This is a genomic window from Hyphomonas atlantica corrig., from assembly GCF_000682715.1.
GTDB lineage: Bacteria > Pseudomonadota > Alphaproteobacteria > Caulobacterales > Hyphomonadaceae > Hyphomonas > Hyphomonas atlantica.
On the sequence record NZ_AWFH01000056.1, the window covers coordinates 13,543 to 34,234 of the forward strand.

Below are 20,692 nucleotides of genomic sequence, written 5' to 3' on the forward strand. Positions count from 1 at the left end.
TCAGGCGACTGCCGGTTTCAGTTCGATCCACAATTGCTCTGATTGTGCCAGCAGGCGTCCGTCGCGGGTGAACAGACCGGTCGCGGCGCCATGCTTGCGCCCATCATCGAACAGAGACCATCCGACCACGATCAACTCATCGCCAGGGGCGGGCCGGTCATGGATGTGCGCGGCGATCTTGGCGAGCACCATCGGATTGTCTTGAAAGCCGATCGCGAACGCGCCGGGGCAATCCAGCGCGGCCCAGAGGATTTCCGGGCGGATCAGGGCGTCTTTGCCCGCAAGGCTGGCATCGGGTTTCCAGACATCTGTCACGCCGTCATAGCCGTCAGGTTTCCCGGTGAACAGGCACAAGCCGTCCTCGGTGCGTTCCGGCCCGCAGACATAGCAGCCAGGAAAAGCGTGCGTTTCGACCGGCGGGAAATGGTCCGGGCCGGATTTGGCAATCTCGAAGCCTGGCGCAGCAGGGGGCGGAACAAGGGCCTCGGTCGGGCGCACCAGCATGACGGTTTGCTCGTCATGGCGGACTTCATACCCGTCATCTGTCTTGATCACCTGCATCGGTGTTTCCAGCGGCGGTGGCGCACGCAGGGAAACCTCGGCCGGGCCGTCGATCTGGCTGGCGGCAAGTCCGGCAGAGATACCACCATTGGCGGAGCCCGGCGGGCCGTTGAACATGGCGGGGACGGAAATCGTGAAAGCGGTGGACATAGCTGGCTCCTGTCCTGCGCGCATGGCCCAGTCACAGCCTTGGCGTCAATGCGACACGCGGGTTGGTTTAGTCGATCAGGCCAAGTTCACGCTGCTTTTTCTTGCTGAGCGCGCTGCCGATCAGCCGGAAGGATTCGGTGAGATATTCCTTGAGGTCCTCATCCGACAGGGTTTCTTCGGAGAAGCGCTGAATCCATTTCATGCCGCGTGAGGCGAGATAGGGCGCACCTTGGCACCCGGGTTGTTCCTTCAGGATGTGAAAGCTGATCGGGCGCACCTTGAATGTGCATGCCGCCAGCTGTTCCCCATCGGGTGTTCCAATGGCGAAGACCTTGTTGCCAATCTTCCACACATGGGACCCGCCCCATTGTACCACATGTTCGGTCTGGCCAAGCCCATCGCAAAAGGAATTGTATTCCTCCAGGGTCATTGCGTCAGGGCCTGCTGCGCGCCACTGTCCCACCCAACAAGAATATCTGCGCCGGTATCAATGACGGGTCGCTTGATCAGGGTTGGATTGGCCTTGAGCAAGGCTGCTGCGCCATCGCCCAGCGCGCCGGATTTCTCCTCGTCCGACAAGGTGCGCCATGTGGTCGAACGGCGATTGACCAGCTTCTCCGCGCCAACGGCCTTGAGCCAGGCGGGCACAAGCCGATCAAGGTCGGCCTCTTCGCGTATGTCCACGAAGGCGGTGTCCCTGTCGGCAGCGTCCAAGGCTTTCAGCGCCTTCTTGCATGTATCGCAATTCTTCAATCCGTAGAGAGTCACCGGTCCAGCCGACATGTCTTTTCCTTTCGATTCTTCTGTGTGACGAGCCTAAAGCGCGCCGAGCGCAAACACCACGGCCCCGATAGCGAGCGCAACAACCCCGAAGCCGCGCAGATGGTCGTCATCCGGCATCATCCAGTGGGCAATCGCCCATATCGGCTTTGGCCAGGCGACCAACAACAGGCCTTCGATCAGTGCGCCAGCCAGCAGCAGCGTCGCCACCCCGTCAGAGATGTTGGTGAAACTGTTCTGGAGCGACAAGGTTCCGCCCGCGGAAAACAGCATCACAGCGCCGCAAAGGAAGCCGATCGCCGGGCTGGCCTCGAGGTCGTCGATCATCTTGGCGACGCGCAAGGGATCGGTCAGCAGACCAGCGCCCGCCGCCATAAAGTAGAGGCCGAAGAGAAGCAGGATCGTGTCGGTCAGCATGGGTCATTCCTCCCGTCGACAGAAATCCATACTAGCATGCAGGCGGTTTCGGGTCAGTCGCTTTTGGTCGGGCGCGCGACGCCGATGATGGGGCCCATGTCGAGCCCTGTCTCGTTTCGACCAATACCAGGCGCATAGAGTTTCGAGATGAAGCCGTCGAGGAACAGCGCGTTTGGCGCTCCCAACTCGTCGCGGAACAGTGTCGCAAAGCTATGGAAATTCACGGGCACATCGCTGATTGCGAAATACAAGGTGCCGTCCTTGCCGACGCCGACCCCATTCCGGCGTTTCTTGCTTGGGCCGTCCTGATTGAAGTTCGGGTGCAGGTCGCCATCGATCACCAGCATCGGGCCGGACTGGGTGGCGTGGATTGCGTCTGGCGAAAGCGCATCGAAGGCGCGACTTTCGGTGACATGCGCGGCGCCGGCGCTATCGATCCAGAACACGCCATTGGGCAGCATTCCGAAATTGCCAGGCCCTTCACGCGTGACAATCGGGGCAGTCTGAACCCCGTCTTCGATGTAGAGGCCAACGGGCCGGCGATCCTGATGATACATGCCCGCATTCATGGCGAAGACGAGCGTTTGATCCTGTGTGGCCAGGTGCGCTGAAAGCCGGTCAAACTGTCCGAATGGCGCGCCATCCGGACCGGACAGCCAGAGACGTACCGGCGTTTCGGCGGCGAATGTGCAGACCGTATAGGGCTGATCCAGGTGGATGCGTTGTTCGCACTCAGTTTGTGGCTGAGCGCGGGCGCAGGCGTGTATCAGACAGGCGCAGAGCAAGGTGAAAATCAGGAATCTCATTTCGCCAGATTAGCCGGTGGAAAGAGGTTGCGCCACGTACATCTCAGCAAGGTTGAGATGGAATCTGATATTATCGATATAACGAAACTTGAATTTCGATATATCGATACAATATACAATTCAGATATATCGAAAGGACAACAAATGAGATATCGAGAAAACCAACAAAACGCCCGCCGCCACAAAGGCGCCGGAGACAGAGGTGATGGATTTGGGAGACGGATGAGAATGCGACACGGACGAAAACACGGACATGGCCCACGAGGTCGGCGACGCCGCCCCCTAAATCATGGTGACCTGCGCGTGTTGATCCTGGATCTGCTCACCAGCGAGCCGCGTCATGGATATGACCTGATCCGCGAGATCGAAAGCCGGACGGGTGGCGCATACGTGCCCAGCCCCGGCGTCATCTATCCTGCACTTGAAGCGCTGCTGGACCTCGGTTTGGTCAAGGTAGAACTGGATGGTCAGCGCCGGATGTTCCAATTGACCAAAGCTGGCCAAACCGAACACGAGGCAAACACCGAGACCTTGCAGGCGATCGCCGAACGCCTCGCGGCACTGCAGGAAAGTGAGCGACCGGAAGATCCGGAAGATGTACGCGGTGCAATGTACAGGCTACGACACACCGTACGCGATACAGTCAGGTCTGACCCTGACAATGCTGCAAACCGCAAGGCTATTGCCGATATCCTGGCGGACGCCCAGCAGCGGATTGGAAAGCTGACCGCAAGCTAAGTGCTTGAAAATCTGAAACGGGAGGGGAGGGCGTACGCGCCCTCTTTCTTATTCTGCAGCAGCAGCCAATGCTTCGCGGCGTTTCTCGGCGGCGGATTTCTTGACGCTTTCAGAGCGCAATTGTCCGCAGGCGGCGAGGATGTCCCGGCCGCGTGGCGTGCGGATCGGAGAGGCATAGCCAGCCCGGTTGAGGACTTCCGCGAACTCTTCGATCGTTTCCCAGTCCGAGCACTCGTAGGGGCTGCCGGGCCAGGGGTTGAACGGGATGAGGTTGATCTTGGATGGCACGCCTCTCAGCAGGCGGACGAGATCACGCGCTTCCGCCAAACTGTCATTGACGCCCTTCAGCATGACATATTCAAAGGTCACACGCTTGGAATTGCCCAGATCCGGATAAGCTCGGATGGCTTCAAACAGCGTCTGCAGATCGTATTTGCGGTTGATTGGCACAATTTCGTTGCGCAGATCGTCATGTGTCGCGTGGAGCGAGATGGCGAGCGCGGCGCTGGTGCGGTGGCCGAGCTCTGGAATCTTCGGCGCGACACCAGCCGTCGAGACCGTGATCCGGCGGCGACCAATCGCAATGCCGTCGCCATCCGAAATCGTGTCGATGGCTTCTGCGACATTGTCCAGATTGTAGAGCGGCTCGCCCATGCCCATGAAGACGATGTTCGTCAGCTTCCGGTTCTCTGTGGAGGTTGGCCACTCGCCGAGCCCATCGCGCGCGATCAGGACCTGCGCCACAATTTCCTGAGCAGTCAGATTGCGGACCAGTTTCTGTGTGCCTGTGTGGCAGAATGTGCAGTTCAGCGTGCAGCCAACCTGGCTGGACACACACAGGGCTCCCGCTTTGCCAACGTCAGGAATGTAGACGCTTTCGCCTTCGATGCCCGGTCCGAAACGTGTCAGCCATTTCTGCGTCCCATCGCGGGAAATCTGATGATCCGTGATTTCAGGCCGCGTCAGATCGAATGTTTCGTCCAGCCGAGCGCGTAAATCTTTCGCGATGTCCGTCATCGCGGAAAAATCCTGAGAGCCGAAATGGTGCAACCAGCGGCGCAGCTGTTTCGCGCGCATGCCCGCTTTTTTCGGGTCCAGGCCGAGCGCTTCCATTTCTGCCTTCAGGGCAGGCAGGGACATACCCGCAAGAGAGCGAGGGGCAGCGGGCGCGGCGTCAGCGCGGCGCGAAAGGTCGAGTTCAATCTTCATGGTCCCGCGCCTATAACATGTTGAAGGCTTTCAAGGAATTACTCCCTGCAGGCGGAGTCTTACCATGAGTTAATATTCCTGCCCTTGTTTTGCCATTGAAGGAACCGACACACTGCGCCACGCGTTGATAAGCGTGCCCAATTCCGGGCTGTCCTTTCCAAAGGAGCTGATGAAATGAAACGTCTTTCCTATGCGCTGCTTGCGCTTCCCCTGATCGCCCTTCCGGCCTGTGAAACTGGCCCAAGCCAACGAGTCCTGACGGGTGCAGGCGTGGGAGCCATTCTTGGCGCAGGCGCCGGTACGCTGGCAGGCGGCGACGATGGTCGCAATGCTGCAATTGGCGCTGCAGTTGGCGCAATCGCAGGCGCTGCTGTCGGCGACTATATGGACAAGCAAGAGCGCCAGCTGCGCGAGCAGACCGCCGGTACCGGCATCGGTGTTGAGCGCCAGGGTGACCAGATCGCGCTGACCATGCCGTCGAACATCACATTCTCTGTGAACAGCGCCACGATCCAGCCGAACTTCTATGGTGCGCTGAATGATGTGGGCGCAACACTGGTCGACTATCCGTCGACAGCTGTCGACATTATTGGTCATGCCAGCTCTGACGGCCCGGACGACTACAATATGGAACTGTCTCAGCGCCGCGCAGAGTCTGTACGGTCCTATCTGGTAAATCAGGGCGTGACGCCGGTACGCTTGGCGGCCGTGGGCATGGGTGAAACCCAGCCGATTGCCGACAATGCGACAGCCGAAGGCCGCGCAGCCAACCGCCGCGTCGAGATCATCCTGACGCCGATCACGCAGGAAAGCTACTAATCGCGACTAAGCCGGTTTGAATGGCTAAAGGAAAAGGCCAGCTGCACATGAGCGCAGCTGGCCTTTTTGCATTCGGCTTTGAGGCATTAGCGACAGATCGCAGACGCCTTGTCGATCGCTGCGGCCGAGCCGCTCAGCGAGAAATGATACGCGACTTGCGTGTTGCGCTTGGAAACAGCTTCGACGCGCAATTCGCTACCCTTGCGCAGGGCGGACACGATGCGGGAATCGTCGGAATCGTCTGCGAAGGCTTCGCGTCCCACGCCAAACAACGCCCAGGAGGAACGGCCGACGCTTGCCTTGGGGGCGAGGTCTTCACGCAATTCATAGCCGACCTTCATGCTCGGCTGGTTGCGTGCCCGGCCAGATTTCCAGTTCGTCACATAAAACCAGACATCGCCATGATCGGCCGCGCGAGGCGCCTTGTCGGTTGCTTGTGTTGCAGCGTAGCAGATGGTTTCGCCATTGGCCGTATCAGTAAAGACTGACCAGTCCTTGTAGCGCCCGATCGCTGTCGGGCTCGCCGATGCCAAGGGGGCCGCGAGAGCGGCGGCCACGGCAAGCGAAATGAGTGATTTGCGGCTGAGTCTCAGTGTGTGCATTTTCTATACATGTCCCTTGGCTCGAAGCGGTGCCGGCACCATAGAGACAACAGGGTTAAGGCTAAACTACGGCAAATGGTTTACGGTGTGCTTCACGCTGGCGTGTTCGGCCCAATGGTTGCCTTTGTGGTCTGACACAAGGATAGTGGTGGTTCGTCCCAGTATGAGAGTTCGCGTGTGAACGACACTGTAACAACATCAATTTCCCCCAGTGTCAGGGCACACCATGCAGATTGCATGGCGCTGATCGCGGCGAAGAAGTGCCGGGAGTCTTTCTCGGAACTGTTCGATTTCTATGCCCCGCGCGTGAAGAGCTACATGCTGCGACTGGGCGCAAGCGACAATGAGGCCGAGGATCTGGCCCAGGATGTGTTGGTCACAGTCTGGCGCAAGGCTGACATGTATGACCGGAAGCAGGCATCGGTTTCGACCTGGATCTTTCGTATCGCGCGCAACCGTCGGATTGATAGATTTCGCAAGGCGTCGCGCCCGGAACTCGACGCCGATGAACCCATGCTGCGCCCACCGGATATCGAGCAGCCGGACGAGGCGCTGGATCGCGCCCAGATCGAGGAAAGCGTGCGGGCGGAGCTGGCAAAGCTTCCGCACGAGCAACTCGAATTGCTGCAAGCAGCATTCTATGAGGGCTTGTCACATTCTGAAATTGCCACAAGATTCGGATTGCCGCTCGGTACGGTCAAATCCCGCATCAGGTTGGCGTTTGGCCGATTGCGCGGTCAGTTGGAGCCGGGAGGCACTGATGCCTGACCCGAAGCAATGGAATTTGTCATGATGCAGGAAACGTCACCTCCATCTTTCAGCGAACTGTATTCCGCCTATGCCGCGGGCCAGCTGGATCCGGGATTTTCGCTGTTGCTTGAAACGCAGAGCATGCTGCGCAGTGATGTGCGGGGCGCGCTGGCGGTGAGCGAGACCATTTCCGGAATCATGTTCGAAACTGCCACTCCGGTGGCCATGTCTGCGGGGGCAGGGGCCCGCGCGCTGGATCTGATTGATGCGCTGGAACGAGAAGAAGACCTCCCGGCACGATCCGCGCCATCCGATGCCGAACTGGCAGAGTTGCCCGAGCCGCTGCGGGATGCAGCCTTTGAGGCATTTGACCTTGCAGGTTGGCAGGGCACTGCGCCCGGCATCCGCCGTATGAAGCTGGACGTGAAAAGTGAACTCGAAGTCGAGCTGTATCGCATCCAGCCGAATGCCAGAGTGCCGCGTCACTCGCATGGTGGCACGGAGTTCACGCTGGTTGTCGCCGGTGGGTTTACCGATGAAACGGGCAGCTACGGGCCTGGAGATCTGGCCGTCAAAGGGCCGGATGACACCCACCAGCCTGTCGGTGATGCCGGTGAAGTATGCTTCGCACTGGCGGTCCGTGATGCCGGTCTGAAATTTACCGGCGTCATGGGCATGATCCAGCGCGTACTCGGCCGCTGACTATTTTCTGTCTTTGCCCGGAACATGGGTGTTTGCGAGTCCGTCCCCAGCCGTACCACCCGGCATGATTGGTCGCGGGGCGTAGCCACCCATCGACAGGTGCCGGTCATACATGACGAGCGCACCCGCCAGGCTGACATTGATACAGAACTTGGTCGGGATCTTCACGACATGATCGCATCTGGCGAGAATTTCCGGCGACAGGTCCCCCTTTTCCGGCCCGAGAATGTAGGCCGCCTGCGGAGGATGTCGGAAGGTGGGAAGCATCACGGCGTCATCGGTCAATTCAATGCCGACCATCTGACAGCCGCGCGGTAGTTGCATCTCGTCAACATTGTCCCATTGGTAATAGGGCACTTGCCCAGCCGTCTTCGATGTATCCGCCTGATAGGCTGCACGAAGCCTGTGCTCGGCATTGATCGAGAAGACAAAGCTTGCCCCGAACGCATTTGCCGTGCGCATCAGGGCGCCAAGGTTCATGGGTTTTGAAATCCGTTCGGATCCGATGGCGAAATAGCCGCGCATGTCAGAAGGCCTCCAGGCCGAATCTCAGGACAACCAGCAAGGCGATGATCAAGGGAAGCGTATAGATCGACACACGCCGTGCGAGGCGCAAATGGCCAAGCTGGTTGGGGTAGGTTGTATTGAGGTGTTCGGAAACGTCGTTGTGCGACACCCGGCGACCCGCATCGACAACGCCTTGCCGGTAGGCGACATCTGACGGCAGGCCGCCGAACTTTTCAGACAAGGCGCGACGCAAGGCGACAGATATCATCCATCGCATCTGCAGGGCCAGCAGAAGCGCAAAGACGGTGAAACCGAGCAGGATGAACAGGATGATCGTCATCAGCCAAACGTTCCCACTTCGAAGCGGCCATTGGAGTCCACCATGCCACGTTTCAGGCCTGAGGAGTTCCAGAGCATGGAAATCTCGCCCGATGCGGAAATAGCGATCATGCCGCCCTGACCGCCAAGCATGCGTACATCGTCCAGTGCACCCTGAACTGCATCCTCCAGCTTGGCGCCGCCATAGCGGATGCGTGCGGATACGTCAGCGGCGGCGGCGGCGCGGATGAAGTATTCCCCAAGACCCGTGCAGGACACAGCGCAGCGCTCGTCTGCCCAGGTGCCTGATCCGATCAGGGGCGTATCGCCCAGCCGTCCCGGCGTTTTGCCACGAATGCCGGCCGTGGACGTGGCGGCCGAAAGGTCCCCATAAATGTCCAGCACAACGGCTCCGACGGTGCCGGTGGAGTTGATCATGTCTTGGGTCGTGAGTTCATCGACCGGATCGTAATAGGAAGCCGGGTCTTCGATCACTTCCAATCCGGAATCTGCAAGCAGCTTGCGCGCCCCATCTGCGATCAACAGCACGTTCGGGGTACGCTCCATGACCGCACGTGCACAGGAAACAGGGTTGAGATAACCCTGCAGTGCGCCGACGGCTCCGGCTGTGCGATTGCGACCATCCATGATGGCGGCGTCCAATTCATAGGCTCCGTCCAGATTTGGCGCAGCGCCCTTGCCTGCGAGGTAGAGGCCGGATTCCTCCAGTCCCTGGACCATCACTTCGACCACGTCCAAAGCTGCTTCCCCATCCTGCAGACGGGTCGCACCATTCTTCAACAGGGTCGCCAGATGGGCTTCCTGCAGGGAATAGTCATTGCCTGGTATCGGACCGGCCCCACCGTGCAGGGCGAGTGCCCATTTCTTTGCCATTGGATCGCTACCTCTCCGCTACGTCAGGCTTGGACTTTTATTCGGCACACCGCTACCGTCTGGCAGCAGAAACAACAAGACGGGAAGGAAGTTGCAGGCATGAAAGCAGTGCTCTCCAAGGAAGTAGGCGGACCGGATACTCTGGTGATCGAAGACGCCCCGATGCCGGAATGCGGCAAGGACCAGGTTCTGATCGAGGTGAAGGCGTGCGGGGTGAATTTCCCGGACTCGCTCATTATCCAGGACATGTACCAGTTCAAACCACCCCGCCCATTCTCTCCCGGCGGTGAAATTGCCGGATTCGTGAAGGAAGTTGGCGAAGGCGTCAGCCACGTCAAAGAAGGTGACCGCGTGCTTGCGTCAATTGGCAATGGCGGAATGGCAGAATATGCCGTGGCCGCTCAACACGCTGTCATGCCCATTCCGGACGGGATGCCGTTCGAGGAGGCTGCCGCCTTCCTGATGACCTATGGCACCAGCTATTATGCGCTCAAGGATCGCGGAGATCCGAAGCCTGGCGAGAAGCTTCTCGTGCTCGGCGCGGCTGGCGGTGTGGGTATCGCGGCGGTTGAGCTGGGCAAGGCAATGGGCCTCGAAGTCATCGCCGCCTGTTCAACACAGGAGAAAGTGGACTTCTGCCTCTCCAAGGGCGCCGACAAAGGCCTTGTCTATGCGCGCGATCTCGACCGCGTTGGTCAAAAGGCTTTCTCCAACGATATCAAGGAAGTTTCCGGTGGCGGTGTCGACATCATCTATGACGGTGTTGGCGGAAACTACGCGGAACCATCGCTCCGCGCCATGAACTGGGAAGGGCGGTTCCTCGTGATCGGCTTCCCCGCAGGCATTCCGAAATTGCCACTCAACCTGACCTTGCTGAAAAGCTGCGATGTGCGCGGTGTCTTCTGGGGCGCAGCGGTTGCGCGTGACCCGAAAGCGCATGCGCAGAATGTGGCGGAGCTGTTCAAGCTATACAGTGAAGGCAAGATCCGCCCGCATATTTCCAATACGTATCCGCTGGAAAAATCCGCAGATGCGATTCAGGAACTGATGGACCGGAAAGCGCAGGGCAAGGTGGTGGTTGTCGTCTAGACGATGCCGAGCTGTAACCGCAATTACAGTTAACGTCTGAACCAAACTCCCGCTCGCGCATAGTTCCGGTATGACGGAAGAGCGCAAGGTTCAGGAAAATGACGGCCGCGGCGGCAAACGGATGCGTTTGTTGCGTCGCGGTCGTATTGTACTGAATCAGCGTCATAGCTCATTCGATGTCGGAATCCGGGACTTGTCTGCCACGGGCGCCAAGCTGAAGCTCAGCGAGATCTGGGCCGTGCCTGATGCCTTCGAGCTACAGATATTGAAATCTGACGGTTCTGTGGAGCTGATCGTACCGTGTGCGAAGCGATGGCAGAGCGGTATTCTGGTCGGCGCGCAGTTCGTCCGCCCGCCACGCTAGTCCGCCGTTCGCCTCGTTCTGCAAGACCATCCACGAAAAAGCCCGCCAGATCGCTCTGGCGGGCTTTTCTTGTGAAGGAAGGCGTTGACTAGGCGGATTTCTGGTCGCCGTCGACTTCCTCGAAGTCTGCGTCCACGACATCATCGCCGTCTGCCGCAGCATCTGCAGCGGCATCAGCGCTGGCAGTTTCTTCCTGCTGGCTGGCATAGATGGCCTCGCCAAGTTTCATGGCGGCGGTCATCAGAGCCTGATGCTTGGCCTGAATATCGGCGATGTTGTCGCCTTCACGGGCCTCTTTCAGCTCATCGGACGCTGTCTTGATCTCGGCTTTCACCTCGTCAGACACCTTGTCGCCATGCTCCTCGACCTGCTTTTCGGTCTGGTGCACGAGGGCTTCAGCCTGGTTCTTGGCTTCGACCAGCTCGCGGCGAGCCTTGTCTGCGCCAGCATTGGCTTCGGCGTCGGCCATCATGTTCTTGATGTCGTCTTCCGACAGGCCGCCATCTGCCTGGATGGTGATGACCTGTTCCTTGCCGGTCGCCTTGTCCTTGGCGGACACGGACACGATGCCGTTGGCGTCGATGTCGAAGGTCACTTCGATCTGAGGCACGCCGCGCGGGGCCGGCGGAATGCCTTCGAGGTTGAACTGGCCGAGCATCTTGTTATCGGCGGCCATTTCGCGCTCGCCCTGGAAGACCTTGATCGTCACGGCAGGCTGGTTGTCGTCAGCCGTCGAGAAGACCTGGGACTTCTTGGTTGGGATCGTGGTGTTGCGGTCGATCAAGCGAGTGAACACGCCGCCCAGCGTTTCAATTCCCAGCGACAGCGGGGTAACGTCGAGAAGCACAACGTCTTTCACGTCGCCTTGCAGAACGCCGCCCTGAATGGCCGCGCCGATGGCAACCACTTCGTCCGGGTTCACACCCTTGTGCGGATCGCGGCCGAAGAACTTCTTCACGGCTTCCTGAACTGCCGGCATACGGGTCATGCCGCCAACGAGGACGACTTCGTCAATGTCGGAGGCGGACTTGCCCGCATCAGCAAGCGCTTTCTTGCACGGTTCGATGGTCCGCTTGACGAGGTCTTCGACAAGGCTCTCGAACTTGGCGCGGGTCAGCTTGATATTCAGGTGTTTTGGGCCTGTTGCGTCTGCTGTGATGAAGGGAAGGTTTACTTCATACTGGCTGGCAGAAGACAGCTCCTTCTTCGCCTTCTCGGCTTCTTCCTTCAGGCGCTGGAGGGCCAGCTTGTCGGCCTTCAGGTCAATGCCCTGATCCTTTTTGAATTCTTCCGCAAGGAAGTCGACGATGCGCAGGTCGAAATCTTCACCGCCGAGGAACGTGTCGCCATTCGTCGACAGAACTTCGAATACGCCGTCACCAATTTCCAGCAGGGACACGTCGAACGTACCACCGCCAAGGTCATAAACCGCGATGGTCTTGGACTGGTCGCCCTTGTCGAGACCATAGGCGAGTGCGGCCGCGGTCGGCTCGTTGATGATGCGCAGCACTTCGAGGCCGGCAATCTTGCCTGCGTCTTTCGTAGCTTGGCGCTGGGCGTCGTTGAAGTAAGCCGGAACGGTAATGACCGCTTGGGTAACTTCACTGCCCAGATAGGCTTCTGCGGTTTCTTTCATCTTGGTCAGGATGAAGGCAGAGATTTCCTGCGGGGCGTAGTCTTTGTCGTGGCCTTTCACCCATGCGTCGCCAGAAGGGCCTTTGACGATCTCAAATGGAGAAATCGCCTTGTCCTTCTGCGCGGTCGGATCGTCGAACTGGCGACCGATCAAGCGCTTGATGGCGTAGAAGGTGAAGTCCGGGTTGGTGACCGCTTGACGACGGGCCGGCATGCCGATCAGGCGTTCGCCACCTTCTGTAAAGGCGACAACGGATGGAGTTGTGCGCTGGCCTTCAGCGTTTTCGATAACCTTTGCCTGCCCGCCTTCCATGACGGCGACACAGGAGTTGGTCGTACCAAGGTCAATACCAATGATTTTGCTCATGTTGCATCTCTCTTTTTATCAAGCCGCCACGGGCCGTGTTCTGTTGCGGTCTGCTCAGCAGCCCCGGACAGCCAGTGGCTCTCTCCAAGGGTTCAAATGAGGTGGCGGAAGCGGTTTTAATCCGCGCGCCGGTTCGACTTGCGATATGGGAAGGGTTTAGCGCGTCTCAAGGGGGGAACAATACGTAGCTGTACAGGTTTTTGGCGCTTCACTGCGATAGGTAACCTCTATGGCAGGGAGTTCATCAATTTATTTGATAATGGTTCTCACTCGCAATATCTCTATTGGTGTGAAAGGAAATTCCATGCCCCGCCAACTGATCAAGACGCTGACTTATAGCCTGATGCACCTGACCGTGGCTGTTGCCGTGGCATTCGCCCTGACGCGCAACTGGCACGCCGCTCTTGCCATCGGCTTGATTGAGCCTGCCGTGCAGACAATCGCCTATACTTTCCATGAGCGTCTGTGGGAGCGTTTGCCGCTCCGCCGGACACCTGAGGTCGAACCAGTGGTTTGATACAGGCTCGGAAAAGCTGGACGCATCGGCAGCCCCCTTGGCATAGTGGCGAAAACACATGCCGGGGAGGCTTCAAATATGTTCCGTTCGCTCGTAATCTCATCCTCATCCATTGTTCTTGCGGCTTGCGCGGCAACCGTGACCGAAACGGTTGCGGAGCCTGTAGCGGTCGCCAGCATCGAACAGGTCTGGGTGTCTGAAGGCTTTGAAAGCCCCGAAGGCGCGGCCGAAGCGCCGAACGGCGGATACTTCATCTCCAATGTGGTCGGGGAGGGGCGCGACAAGGACGGTAATGGATACATCGCCCATATTGGTCCAGACGGCTCCATCATTGAGCAACATTGGGCGGCGAAGCTGGACGCGCCCAAGGGTATGGCCGTTCTCGACGGCGTGCTGCATGCGACCGATATAGACTCGGTCGTGTCGTTTGACATCGCCAACGGCAAGCGGCTCGGCAAGGTGCGAATCGAGGGCGCCCAATTCCTCAATGATGCGACAGAATGGGGCGGGTCGATCTATGTCTCTGACTCCGGCGATGCGGCAATTTACAAGATAGTGGACGGCGCAGCTGAGCTTTGGCTGCAGGACGAGCGGCTGGCAGGCGTAAACGGCCTGCTCGGCGATGGTGAGCGGATGCTGGTCTCCACCATGACGACCGGCAGCCTGTATAGCGTGACCGCAGACGGCGAACTGACAGAGATTGCCAACGGAATGGAGAATGCCGACGGGATCGGGCTGGTGCCCGGCGGTGGCTATCTCGTGTCATCCTGGCCGGGTCAGATCCACTATGTCGGCGAGGATGGCGCGGTAACCACCCTGTTTGATAAGCCGGTCTCGCAGAACGATCTGACCGTTATCGGCGACGCCGTTATCGTGCCGAACTGGCGGCAGAACACGGTCACGATGTGGAAGGTGCGGCGCTAGTTCGCTGCGCCGGCACTGACGGCCACCATGGCGGCGCGCAGGGTGCGCTCGCCGATTTTCCAGCCGGGCTGGAAGCAGGAGGCGATTGTACCGTTCGGCTGGTCGGACGGAATGTTCGCGACCGCCTGGTGCTGGTTCGGATCGAATGTGTCGCCGGGGAGGGCAGCAATCACCGTAACGCCATGCCGGGCGAGGGCCGTGTGCAGCTCCTTTTCCGTCATCTCGATGCCTTCAAACAGGTTCCGGCCGGGCTCTGACAGCGCTGCGCGGTCTTCTTCAGACAGGGCCGTCAATGCGCGGGAAAGATTGTCGGACACGCTCAGAAGGTCGCCCGCAAATTTCTCGATTGCGTAGATGCGTGCGTCTGCCACCTGACGCTCAGCGCGCTTGCGCGTGTTCTCGAGATCAGCCAGCGTGCGCAGCAATTGTTCGCGCAATTCCTCTTTCTCGATTTCCAGCTTTTGGACTGGATCCATCTCTTCTTCTGGCGCCGCTTCTTCAGCAGGCGCAGATTTGAGGATATCGTCCGCGGCGGCTTTCAGCTCTGCCTTGGATGCGTTGGAATCGATCTCAGCGGTTTCGCTGTTCTTGGGTTCGTCGCTCATCCTTGCGTATCCTTCTTGCGGCGGGCGGAGAGGATTTGCCCCACCACTTTCGCCGTATAATCCACCATGGGTATGACGCGGGCATAGTTCAGCCGGGTCGGGCCAATCACGCCAAGCGCGCCGATAACCTGTTTTTCGCCTCCCATATAGGGAGCCACAATCACACTTGAACCCGACAGCGGGAAAAGCTGGTTCTCCGCGCCGATGAACAGACGCACGCCGTCCGCTTCCCGGGTTGTATCCAGGATATCAAGCAGGCTTTGCTGGCGTTCAAGTTCATTGAACAGCTGTCGCACCCGGTCGAGGTCCTCGGCGGCCTGTGCATCCTCCAGTAGGTTGGCGCGTCCGCGAACGATCAGCGACCGTCCCCGGCCTGGCGCATCCCCGCCCCATTGGGCAAGCCCCTGTTCCACGAGAGACGAGGCTGCCTGATCCAGCGCGGCGCGGCGGTTACGCAATTCGTCGCGAATATCGTTTGCGACTTCGGACAAGGTGCGTCCCCGCACGCGCGTGGAGAGGTAATTTCCGGCCTCCATCAATGTGGTCGATGGCAAGCCTTCCGGCACTTCCACGATCCGGTTCTCGACATCGCCATCTTCGGTCACGATGACGCATAAGGCTTCGCGCCCGCCCAGGGGAACGAACTCAGCGTGTCGCACGACGGCGTCCCGGGTAGGGGAGGACACCAGTCCTGCACCGCCGGTGAGGCCGGAAAGAATGTTCGAGGCCTCGCCCATGACCGCCTCGATATCGGTACCAGCCGATTTCAACCGATCGTCAATTTCCATCCGGTCGCCGCGGCTCGGCTCCCCGATCTCAAGGAAGCCGTCTACGAAGAGGCGCAAGCCCGTATGCGTGGGCGCACGCCCCGCCGAGATATGGGGTGACTCAAGCAGCCCAAGCTCGGTCAGATCGGCCATCACATTGCGGATCGATGCGGGTGACAGCGCTATCCCGCCCTTTGACAAAGTGCGGGAGCCGACTGGCTCGCCTGTGGTCAGATAGCCTTCGACGATTTCCCGGAAAATGTCGCGAGAGCGCTGGTCGAGGCGCTGCAACAGGGATTGCGTGTCGAGAGGCGGGATCATGTTTTATTGATTAGGCGCGGCCCGGCCTCTGTTCAATAGGCATCGCGCCGCGACGAGCTTGTTTCAGGAGAGGTTCTGGATAAGGCCCAAATGGTCCAGATGCATGTCTTCGGCGGCGGGGCGACGAGGCAGGCCGGGCATGGTGACGAGGTCGCCGCAAATGCCGACCACAAACCCTGCGCCAGCCGAGAGGCGCACTTCCCGCAGTTGCAGGGCATGGCCTTCAGGCGCGCCAACAAGCTTCGCATCGCTTGAAAAGCTGTAAGGTGTTTTCGCCATGCAAACCGGAAAGTTGCCGTACCCATCCTGTTCCCAGCGTTCCAGTTGCTTGTGAACTGAGGCGGGCGCATCGACATGGCTTGCGCGATAGATGCGCTTGGCCACGGTTTCGATCTTTTCGAACAGGGGCATATCGGATGGGTAGAGGGGTTGAAAGTCGATTGGCGTGTCGCTGGCGATCCGGGTGACTTTCCGGGCGAGGTCTTCTGCGCCATGACCGCCCTCTGCCCAGTGTGTACAAATCGACACCTGGACGCCTCGCTCTGCACAATAGGCTTCGATGGCGGCGATTTCCCGAGATGTATCCGACGTGAACCGGTTGATCGCTACGACGACCGGGACATTGAACTGCTTCAAATTCTCGATATGCCGGCCGAGATTTGCGAGGCCTCTCTCCAGCGCATCGTAGCTCACCGTTCCGGCATCTTCCTTGGAAATGCCGCCATGCATTTTCAGCGCGCGCACAGTGGCAACAAGGACTGCCGCACTTGGCATCAATCCGGCTTGGCGACATTTGATGTTGAAGAATTTCTCGGCGCCCAGATCTGCGCCAAAGCCTGCTTCGGTGATCACATAATCTGCCATCTTGAGCGCAGCTTTCGTGGCGATCACGCTGCTGCAACCATGCGCAATGTTGGCAAACGGTCCGCCATGCACAAGCGCCGGATTGCCCTCCAGCGTCTGGACCAGGTTTGGCAGCATTGCGTCTTTCAACAGCGCCATCATCGCGCCAACGGCTTTCATGTCCTTGGCCGTTACAGGAATGCGACCACGGCGATACCCGATCACCATGCGCTCCAATCGTTCCTGAAGGTCATGCGCATCCCTGGCCAGGCAGAGGATCGCCATGATCTCCGATGCGACCGTGATATCGAAGCCGGTTTCCATGGGTGTGCCGTTGGGGCTGCCGCCCAGGCCGGTCACGACATTGCGCAGGTTGCGATCATTCATGTCCATGACGCGTCGCCAGGTGATCCGCGTCGGTTCCAGACCGCTGTCTCCGCCCCAGTGCACATGATTGTCGATCATTGCAGCGAGCAGATTGTGAGCGGACGTGATGGCGTGGAAATCACCGGTGAAATGCAAATTGATATCTTCCATCGGAACGACTTGGGCTTGTCCGCCGCCCGTCGCACCGCCCTTCATCCCGAAGCAGGGGCCAAGAGACGGTTCGCGCAAGCAGAGCAGAGTGCGTTCACCAATCCGGTTCATCGCATCGGTCAGGCCAACGCTGGTGGTTGTCTTGCCTTCGCCAGCGGGCGTCGGGTTGATCGCCGTAACGAGGATCAGCTTGCCGTCGGATTTGGCTTTCAGGGAAGATAGATGGCCGGGCGCGATCTTCGCCTTGTCATGGCCGTAGGGGATAATGTCGGCAGCATCGATCTGAAGCGCGTCGGCAAGCTCACTCATCGGGCGCTTCTTCGCGCTTCTGGCGATCTCGATATCTGTCGGCATATGTCCCCCTGATCGTCTCTAAACGTGTTCCCGGTGTAGACAGGCGCGGCAAAACCCGCAATCAGGCTCGGCAGAAAAGAGGATTTCGCCATGAGCACGCTAATTCGGCCTTCCGGTCGCACCTTCGACCAGCTTCGTGACGTTTCGCTGGAGACCAATGTCACCCGTTATGCAGAGGGCTCCTGCCTGGCGAAGTTCGGCAACACCCATGTATTGTGTACTGCCAGTTGGGAAAAGAGCGTGCCGCCTTGGCTCAAAGGGCAGGGCAAGGGCTGGGTCACCGGCGAGTATGGCATGCTGCCGCGCGCCACCCATACGCGTGGTCGCCGGGAGGCTGCTTCGGGAAAACAGTCTGGTCGGACGCAAGAGATCCAGCGCCTGATCGGCCGTTCGCTGCGGTCAGTTTGCGACCTGTCCGCATTGGGGGAGAACCAGATCACGATTGATTGTGACGTGCTTCAGGCCGATGGCGGCACTCGCACGGCGTCGATCACTGGCGGCTTCGTCGCGCTTGCAATGGCATGCCGTTACCTGAAGGCGGAAGGCGTGATCTCAGCCGACCCGATTACCAAGCAGGCTGCCGCGATTTCAGTCGGCGTGTATCAGGACCACCCGGTGCTGGATGTTGATTACCCGGAAGATTCGCGCGGCGAAGCAGACATGAATGTCGTGATGAGTTCGGATGGCGGCTTCATTGAAGTGCAGGGCACGGGTGAAGAACGCCCAATGACCCGCGCTGAGCTCGACGAAATGCTCCGCCTTGCTGAAAAGGGATGTATGGAATTGTTTGAAGCGCAGCGCGCGGCGCTCGGCTAAAGGCCAAGCTCGAACATACCAAGCTGAAAGCTGCGGGCAATTCGGTTGGCGCGTTCCATGAAGTACTCGACCGTCTCTGCAGAGTCGCTGAGCTCTTCGAGCGTTAGTCGAAACAGGGCAAGCCAGATGTTGAAATGGGCGGGCGTAATGCCCGTCAATTTCATATGCGCCGGGAACGGCTTTCCGGAGTAGCGTCCTGTATTCATGGCGACGGACGACCAGAAATCCTTCATTGTCGCCAAGTGGGGCGTCCAATGGTCACCGATCTCCGTTTCGAAGACCGGGCCGAGCAGGGGGTGGGCACGTACCCGCGTGTAGAAATTCTCGACTAGGTCAGAAATGAAGGCTTCGTCGATGCCCAAGCGGGCCGCATTTTCCTGGATTTCGCGGCGGCGGTCTTCAGCGGATCGAATTCGTACGGTCATGGCAGACCAAATGGGCAGCCTTCTGAGGCGTGTCCATAGGTAGAAGTCCTTGGTCGGTCAGTTTGCCGATGCGGGCTTGCCGTTCTGCCAGGTCACGTCCCGTCCGAACAGCGGTACGGTCGACAGGCTCATCTTGGCGGATCCGTCCACGATCTTGCGGCTATAGGAGACATACATCAGGCTGTCAGAGTCGGCATCATAGATGCGGCGCACAGCGAGTTGTTTGAAGATCAGGCTCTGGTTCTGATCGAAGACTTCCTCGCCCGATTTGTCGAGATCGATCCGTCCGATGCGAATTGGTCCTGATTGCAGGCAGGAAATGGAGGAGTTGGACGGGTTTTCAAACCAGTTTCCCTTTCCCAGCCGGTCCCACACGCCGCGATCAAAGAAGGATAGATGGCAGACCACGCCTTCGATTTTCGGGTCAGTCAATTGCTTGATCTTGATCTCATTGCCGAGCCAGTCATTCTTGAACTCGCCAACTTCCTTGTCGCCTCCACAGGCGGCGATTGGCAGGGCGAGCGCGAGCAGGGCGAGAGAAAGTTTCCGCTTCATGAGACATGCTACGCCGCCCGGAGGCATGCGTTCCCGAACTGGATCAGTAAAACTTGCGCCGAGCCGACAACATGTCGCCGAGCGCGCGCACCGTCGCTGCGCCGATCTGCATCGGCGTCGGCTTGCGGCGGTGGGCGTGCCGGACGAGATGACCGCAATTGGAGCCGAAGAGATCATAGTCGCGGCCCAGCTGCCGGCGGGCGCGGTTTTCGACGAGATGCGCGTCGAGCGAGCTGTAGCGGCGGTGTCGCCGTATGTCGCGCCCTGTCGCAAATTCCTCAGGGGTTTGCTCAATCACGCCATCATGAAGACGCGAATTGCTGATGATGGTTCCGCGCGACGTGACAACGCCATAATGCGACAAGACCACACCAAACCGCACAGACACGACGTCGCCTGGCTCGAATGGGAATTTGTCGCGATAGCTCATCTACTCGGCCGCCACCTGTTCATGGTCGGCTGAATCCTCGTCATCGAAAACGAGCAAATCTCCCGGCTGGCATTCCAGCTCACGACAGAGGGCTTCCAATGTCGAAAAGCGCACGGCCTTGGCCTTGCCGGTTTTCAGAATGGACAAATTGGCGAGTGTCACGCCCACACGCTCTGACAGTTCGGTCAGGGACATGCGACGATCCAGAAGCACACGGTCGAGGGTCACGCGAATGGACATTTCCTGTGCTCCTATATGGTCATCTTCTCTTCATCGCGAAGGCGGGTGCCCTCCCGGAAGACTTGGGAAAGAATGAAGAGCGCCGCAACCGATGCCCATGCGATAAGGTCGAAGGAAAGCTGTATTCTCGTGCCGTCAACGACCAGGCCGACCACGATGGCGATGGCATAGCGCAGCAGTTGCGTCACGGCGATGGCGATGGCGATCCGGGTCAATCTGACGGCATTTTCCGGAACGAACGGGTCGCCTGCTGTCAGGGTTGCCAGAATTTTGCGCAATTCGAGACATACGAAAATCACGGCAACCACAACGACGAGCGCGCCGAGCAGGCCAGCGCTCAATTCCTGCAGCGTTATGTCGTGGTCGTCGATCTTGATGGCGCCGATACTGATGGGGGTGCCCGACAGTATTGAGATCAATTCTACCCCGCCGGCCAGAATGACGATTGCGCCGATCAAGGCAGTCATCCACATGACAATCGTCACCAGTACGGTCATGACCGCTGCCATGGAGTTTCCCGCATTTGTGCTCATGTGTCTCTGTTTACCTTCCGGCGATTGTTGACATGATGCTCGAGGATGAAGTTGCTCGAGGCGGTGGGCTTACCGAATAACGATATATACATTTATGTCAAAAGCAAGAATAGGGCC

General features: G+C 59.0%; 28 protein-coding genes. 9 read left to right on the plus strand and 19 right to left on the minus strand.

From position 1 onward, the window contains the following. From HY36_RS14030 to HY36_RS14050, 5 genes are all read right to left on the minus strand, one after another. Positions 1-711, minus strand: a complete 711-nt coding sequence (locus HY36_RS14030) for a hypothetical protein (RefSeq protein ID WP_035554175.1) — start codon at positions 709-711, stop codon at positions 1-3. A gap of 67 nt (positions 712-778) precedes the next feature. Then, the gene (locus HY36_RS14035) at positions 779-1,141 is read right to left on the minus strand and encodes an MmcQ/YjbR family DNA-binding protein (RefSeq protein WP_035554176.1); all 363 of its coding nucleotides are present in this window, start codon (positions 1,139-1,141) and stop codon (positions 779-781) included. Continuing rightward, positions 1,138-1,494 (minus strand): ArsC/Spx/MgsR family protein, encoded by a 357-nt coding sequence (locus HY36_RS14040; RefSeq protein ID WP_035554179.1) that lies wholly within the window; start codon positions 1,492-1,494, stop codon positions 1,138-1,140. The genes HY36_RS14035 and HY36_RS14040 overlap by 4 nt, the downstream gene beginning before the upstream one ends. A gap of 33 nt (positions 1,495-1,527) precedes the next feature. Then, entirely contained in the window at positions 1,528-1,908 is a 381-nt protein-coding gene (locus tag HY36_RS14045; RefSeq protein WP_035554181.1) for a hypothetical protein, read from the minus strand. Positions 1,909-1,961: 53 nt separating this feature from the next. Then, positions 1,962-2,714 (minus strand): phosphodiester glycosidase family protein, encoded by a 753-nt coding sequence (locus HY36_RS14050; protein ID WP_035554183.1) that lies wholly within the window; start codon positions 2,712-2,714, stop codon positions 1,962-1,964. A gap of 228 nt (positions 2,715-2,942) precedes the next feature. Here HY36_RS14050 and HY36_RS18225 point away from each other — a divergent pair, with 228 nt between their 5' ends. Next, positions 2,943-3,452 (plus strand): PadR family transcriptional regulator, encoded by a 510-nt coding sequence (locus HY36_RS18225; RefSeq protein WP_162176004.1) that lies wholly within the window; start codon positions 2,943-2,945, stop codon positions 3,450-3,452. 48 nt (positions 3,453-3,500) lie between these two features. On the opposite strand, the gene rlmN is transcribed toward HY36_RS18225, so the two are convergent. Then, positions 3,501-4,661, minus strand: a complete 1,161-nt coding sequence (rlmN, locus tag HY36_RS14060; RefSeq protein WP_035554185.1) for a 23S rRNA (adenine(2503)-C(2))-methyltransferase RlmN — start codon at positions 4,659-4,661, stop codon at positions 3,501-3,503. A 174-nt stretch (positions 4,662-4,835) separates the two neighbouring features. Between rlmN and HY36_RS18835 the strand changes: the two genes are divergently transcribed. Further along, positions 4,836-5,480 carry an OmpA family protein gene (locus HY36_RS18835; RefSeq protein WP_035554187.1) on the plus strand — a complete coding sequence of 215 codons (645 nt, stop codon included), beginning with the start codon at positions 4,836-4,838 and terminating at the stop codon, positions 5,478-5,480. An 86-nt stretch (positions 5,481-5,566) separates the two neighbouring features. Here the strand turns inward: HY36_RS18835 and HY36_RS14070 are convergent, their stop codons facing one another. Beyond that, positions 5,567-6,082 (minus strand): invasion associated locus B family protein, encoded by a 516-nt coding sequence (locus HY36_RS14070; RefSeq protein ID WP_035554190.1) that lies wholly within the window; start codon positions 6,080-6,082, stop codon positions 5,567-5,569. 237 nt (positions 6,083-6,319) lie between these two features. Here HY36_RS14070 and HY36_RS14075 point away from each other — a divergent pair, with 237 nt between their 5' ends. Both HY36_RS14075 and HY36_RS17905 read left to right on the plus strand, forming a co-directional pair. Beyond that, positions 6,320-6,850: a sigma-70 family RNA polymerase sigma factor gene (locus HY36_RS14075; protein ID WP_035554192.1), complete on the plus strand. Its 531-nt coding sequence runs from the start codon at positions 6,320-6,322 to the stop codon at positions 6,848-6,850. A 9-nt stretch (positions 6,851-6,859) separates the two neighbouring features. Continuing rightward, positions 6,860-7,534: a cupin domain-containing protein gene (locus tag HY36_RS17905; RefSeq protein WP_051602820.1), complete on the plus strand. Its 675-nt coding sequence runs from the start codon at positions 6,860-6,862 to the stop codon at positions 7,532-7,534. Here HY36_RS17905 and HY36_RS14085 read toward each other — a convergent pair whose 3' ends face one another. From HY36_RS14085 to HY36_RS14095, 3 genes are read right to left on the minus strand one after another with little or no spacing between them, the layout of a single operon-like run. Then, entirely contained in the window at positions 7,535-8,059 is a 525-nt protein-coding gene (locus tag HY36_RS14085; RefSeq protein ID WP_035554193.1) for an RNA methyltransferase, read from the minus strand. 1 nt (position 8,060) lies between these two features. Continuing rightward, on the minus strand, positions 8,061-8,381 hold the full coding sequence (locus tag HY36_RS14090; RefSeq protein ID WP_035554195.1) for a hypothetical protein: 321 nt from the start codon (positions 8,379-8,381) through the stop codon (positions 8,061-8,063). Continuing rightward, positions 8,381-9,253, minus strand: coding sequence for an isoaspartyl peptidase/L-asparaginase family protein (locus HY36_RS14095; RefSeq protein ID WP_035554197.1), 873 nt, complete (start codon positions 9,251-9,253; stop codon positions 8,381-8,383). The genes HY36_RS14090 and HY36_RS14095 overlap by 1 nt, the downstream gene beginning before the upstream one ends. Positions 9,254-9,352: 99 nt before the next feature. Between HY36_RS14095 and HY36_RS14100 the strand changes: the two genes are divergently transcribed. Together HY36_RS14100 and HY36_RS14105 are read left to right on the plus strand one after the other, a co-directional pair. After that, complete coding sequence (locus HY36_RS14100) at positions 9,353-10,342, plus strand: NADPH:quinone oxidoreductase family protein (RefSeq protein WP_035554199.1); 990 nt, start codon at positions 9,353-9,355, stop codon at positions 10,340-10,342. A 70-nt stretch (positions 10,343-10,412) separates the two neighbouring features. Further along, complete coding sequence (locus tag HY36_RS14105; protein WP_051602821.1) at positions 10,413-10,706, plus strand: PilZ domain-containing protein; 294 nt, start codon at positions 10,413-10,415, stop codon at positions 10,704-10,706. Between the two features lie 88 nt (positions 10,707-10,794). Here HY36_RS14105 and dnaK read toward each other — a convergent pair whose 3' ends face one another. Beyond that, the gene (gene dnaK, locus HY36_RS14110) at positions 10,795-12,708 is read right to left on the minus strand and encodes a molecular chaperone DnaK (protein ID WP_035554202.1); all 1,914 of its coding nucleotides are present in this window, start codon (positions 12,706-12,708) and stop codon (positions 10,795-10,797) included. A 304-nt stretch (positions 12,709-13,012) separates the two neighbouring features. On the opposite strand from dnaK, the gene HY36_RS14115 reads away from it, so the two are divergent. Both HY36_RS14115 and HY36_RS17910 read left to right on the plus strand, forming a co-directional pair. Further along, positions 13,013-13,225, plus strand: a complete 213-nt coding sequence (locus tag HY36_RS14115) for a DUF2061 domain-containing protein (RefSeq protein ID WP_035554539.1) — start codon at positions 13,013-13,015, stop codon at positions 13,223-13,225. A gap of 78 nt (positions 13,226-13,303) precedes the next feature. Beyond that, positions 13,304-14,149, plus strand: a complete 846-nt coding sequence (locus HY36_RS17910; RefSeq protein WP_051602822.1) for a hypothetical protein — start codon at positions 13,304-13,306, stop codon at positions 14,147-14,149. Here the strand turns inward: HY36_RS17910 and HY36_RS14125 are convergent. The 3 genes from HY36_RS14125 to HY36_RS14135 all read right to left on the minus strand — a co-directional run bounded on the left by HY36_RS14125 (position 14,146) and on the right by HY36_RS14135 (position 17,576). Then, positions 14,146-14,754 carry a nucleotide exchange factor GrpE gene (locus HY36_RS14125; protein ID WP_035554204.1) on the minus strand — a complete coding sequence of 203 codons (609 nt, stop codon included), beginning with the start codon at positions 14,752-14,754 and terminating at the stop codon, positions 14,146-14,148. The genes HY36_RS17910 and HY36_RS14125 overlap by 4 nt on opposite strands. Beyond that, complete coding sequence (gene hrcA / locus HY36_RS14130) at positions 14,751-15,842, minus strand: heat-inducible transcriptional repressor HrcA (protein WP_035554205.1); 1,092 nt, start codon at positions 15,840-15,842, stop codon at positions 14,751-14,753. The genes HY36_RS14125 and hrcA overlap by 4 nt, the downstream gene beginning before the upstream one ends. 63 nt (positions 15,843-15,905) lie before the next feature. Beyond that, complete coding sequence (locus HY36_RS14135) at positions 15,906-17,576, minus strand: formate--tetrahydrofolate ligase (protein WP_035554207.1); 1,671 nt, start codon at positions 17,574-17,576, stop codon at positions 15,906-15,908. 90 nt (positions 17,577-17,666) lie between these two features. Between HY36_RS14135 and rph the strand changes: the two genes are divergently transcribed. Continuing rightward, positions 17,667-18,392 carry a ribonuclease PH gene (gene rph / locus HY36_RS14140; RefSeq protein WP_206741208.1) on the plus strand — a complete coding sequence of 242 codons (726 nt, stop codon included), beginning with the start codon at positions 17,667-17,669 and terminating at the stop codon, positions 18,390-18,392. Here rph and HY36_RS14145 read toward each other — a convergent pair. Genes HY36_RS14145 through HY36_RS14165 form a run of 5 tightly spaced genes read right to left on the minus strand, consistent with a single transcriptional unit; the run spans position 18,389 to position 20,575 of the window. After that, the gene (locus HY36_RS14145) at positions 18,389-18,817 is read right to left on the minus strand and encodes a group III truncated hemoglobin (RefSeq protein WP_035554210.1); all 429 of its coding nucleotides are present in this window, start codon (positions 18,815-18,817) and stop codon (positions 18,389-18,391) included. The two genes, rph and HY36_RS14145, sit on opposite strands and share 4 nt — an antisense overlap. A gap of 57 nt (positions 18,818-18,874) precedes the next feature. Next, on the minus strand, positions 18,875-19,372 hold the full coding sequence (locus HY36_RS14150; protein WP_035554211.1) for a CreA family protein: 498 nt from the start codon (positions 19,370-19,372) through the stop codon (positions 18,875-18,877). Between the two features lie 43 nt (positions 19,373-19,415). Continuing rightward, positions 19,416-19,802 carry a hypothetical protein gene (locus HY36_RS14155; RefSeq protein ID WP_035554213.1) on the minus strand — a complete coding sequence of 129 codons (387 nt, stop codon included), beginning with the start codon at positions 19,800-19,802 and terminating at the stop codon, positions 19,416-19,418. Next, positions 19,803-20,042 (minus strand): helix-turn-helix domain-containing protein, encoded by a 240-nt coding sequence (locus HY36_RS14160; protein WP_035554215.1) that lies wholly within the window; start codon positions 20,040-20,042, stop codon positions 19,803-19,805. Positions 20,043-20,053: 11 nt separating this feature from the next. After that, positions 20,054-20,575, minus strand: a complete 522-nt coding sequence (locus HY36_RS14165) for a DUF2975 domain-containing protein (RefSeq protein ID WP_241764216.1) — start codon at positions 20,573-20,575, stop codon at positions 20,054-20,056. Between the last annotated feature and the right edge of the window lie 117 nt (positions 20,576-20,692).

Bases quoted from the DNA above. Each gene is read 5' to 3' on its own strand.
- HY36_RS14030 (WP_035554175.1), bottom strand. From the start codon at position 711: ATGTCCACCGCTTTCACGATTTCCGTCCCCGCCATGTTCAACGGCCCG.
- HY36_RS14035 (WP_035554176.1), bottom strand. From the start codon at position 1,141: ATGACCCTGGAGGAATACAATTCCTTTTGCGATGGGCTTGGCCAGACC.
- HY36_RS14040 (WP_035554179.1), bottom strand. From the start codon at position 1,494: ATGTCGGCTGGACCGGTGACTCTCTACGGATTGAAGAATTGCGATACA.
- HY36_RS14045 (WP_035554181.1), bottom strand. From the start codon at position 1,908: ATGCTGACCGACACGATCCTGCTTCTCTTCGGCCTCTACTTTATGGCG.
- HY36_RS14050 (WP_035554183.1), bottom strand. From the start codon at position 2,714: ATGAGATTCCTGATTTTCACCTTGCTCTGCGCCTGTCTGATACACGCC.
- HY36_RS18225 (WP_162176004.1), top strand. From the start codon at position 2,943: ATGCGACACGGACGAAAACACGGACATGGCCCACGAGGTCGGCGACGC.
- rlmN (WP_035554185.1), bottom strand. From the start codon at position 4,661: ATGAAGATTGAACTCGACCTTTCGCGCCGCGCTGACGCCGCGCCCGCT.
- HY36_RS18835 (WP_035554187.1), top strand. From the start codon at position 4,836: ATGAAACGTCTTTCCTATGCGCTGCTTGCGCTTCCCCTGATCGCCCTT.
- HY36_RS14070 (WP_035554190.1), bottom strand. From the start codon at position 6,082: ATGCACACACTGAGACTCAGCCGCAAATCACTCATTTCGCTTGCCGTG.
- HY36_RS14075 (WP_035554192.1), top strand. From the start codon at position 6,320: ATGGCGCTGATCGCGGCGAAGAAGTGCCGGGAGTCTTTCTCGGAACTG.
- HY36_RS17905 (WP_051602820.1), top strand. From the start codon at position 6,860: ATGGAATTTGTCATGATGCAGGAAACGTCACCTCCATCTTTCAGCGAA.
- HY36_RS14085 (WP_035554193.1), bottom strand. From the start codon at position 8,059: ATGCGCGGCTATTTCGCCATCGGATCCGAACGGATTTCAAAACCCATG.
- HY36_RS14090 (WP_035554195.1), bottom strand. From the start codon at position 8,381: ATGACGATCATCCTGTTCATCCTGCTCGGTTTCACCGTCTTTGCGCTT.
- HY36_RS14095 (WP_035554197.1), bottom strand. From the start codon at position 9,253: ATGGCAAAGAAATGGGCACTCGCCCTGCACGGTGGGGCCGGTCCGATA.
- HY36_RS14100 (WP_035554199.1), top strand. From the start codon at position 9,353: ATGAAAGCAGTGCTCTCCAAGGAAGTAGGCGGACCGGATACTCTGGTG.
- HY36_RS14105 (WP_051602821.1), top strand. From the start codon at position 10,413: ATGACGGAAGAGCGCAAGGTTCAGGAAAATGACGGCCGCGGCGGCAAA.
- dnaK (WP_035554202.1), bottom strand. From the start codon at position 12,708: ATGAGCAAAATCATTGGTATTGACCTTGGTACGACCAACTCCTGTGTC.
- HY36_RS14115 (WP_035554539.1), top strand. From the start codon at position 13,013: ATGCCCCGCCAACTGATCAAGACGCTGACTTATAGCCTGATGCACCTG.
- HY36_RS17910 (WP_051602822.1), top strand. From the start codon at position 13,304: ATGTTCCGTTCGCTCGTAATCTCATCCTCATCCATTGTTCTTGCGGCT.
- HY36_RS14125 (WP_035554204.1), bottom strand. From the start codon at position 14,754: ATGAGCGACGAACCCAAGAACAGCGAAACCGCTGAGATCGATTCCAAC.
- hrcA (WP_035554205.1), bottom strand. From the start codon at position 15,842: ATGATCCCGCCTCTCGACACGCAATCCCTGTTGCAGCGCCTCGACCAG.
- HY36_RS14135 (WP_035554207.1), bottom strand. From the start codon at position 17,576: ATGCCGACAGATATCGAGATCGCCAGAAGCGCGAAGAAGCGCCCGATG.
- rph (WP_206741208.1), top strand. From the start codon at position 17,667: ATGAGCACGCTAATTCGGCCTTCCGGTCGCACCTTCGACCAGCTTCGT.
- HY36_RS14145 (WP_035554210.1), bottom strand. From the start codon at position 18,817: ATGACCGTACGAATTCGATCCGCTGAAGACCGCCGCCGCGAAATCCAG.
- HY36_RS14150 (WP_035554211.1), bottom strand. From the start codon at position 19,372: ATGAAGCGGAAACTTTCTCTCGCCCTGCTCGCGCTCGCCCTGCCAATC.
- HY36_RS14155 (WP_035554213.1), bottom strand. From the start codon at position 19,802: ATGAGCTATCGCGACAAATTCCCATTCGAGCCAGGCGACGTCGTGTCT.
- HY36_RS14160 (WP_035554215.1), bottom strand. From the start codon at position 20,042: ATGTCCATTCGCGTGACCCTCGACCGTGTGCTTCTGGATCGTCGCATG.
- HY36_RS14165 (WP_241764216.1), bottom strand. From the start codon at position 20,575: ATGAGCACAAATGCGGGAAACTCCATGGCAGCGGTCATGACCGTACTG.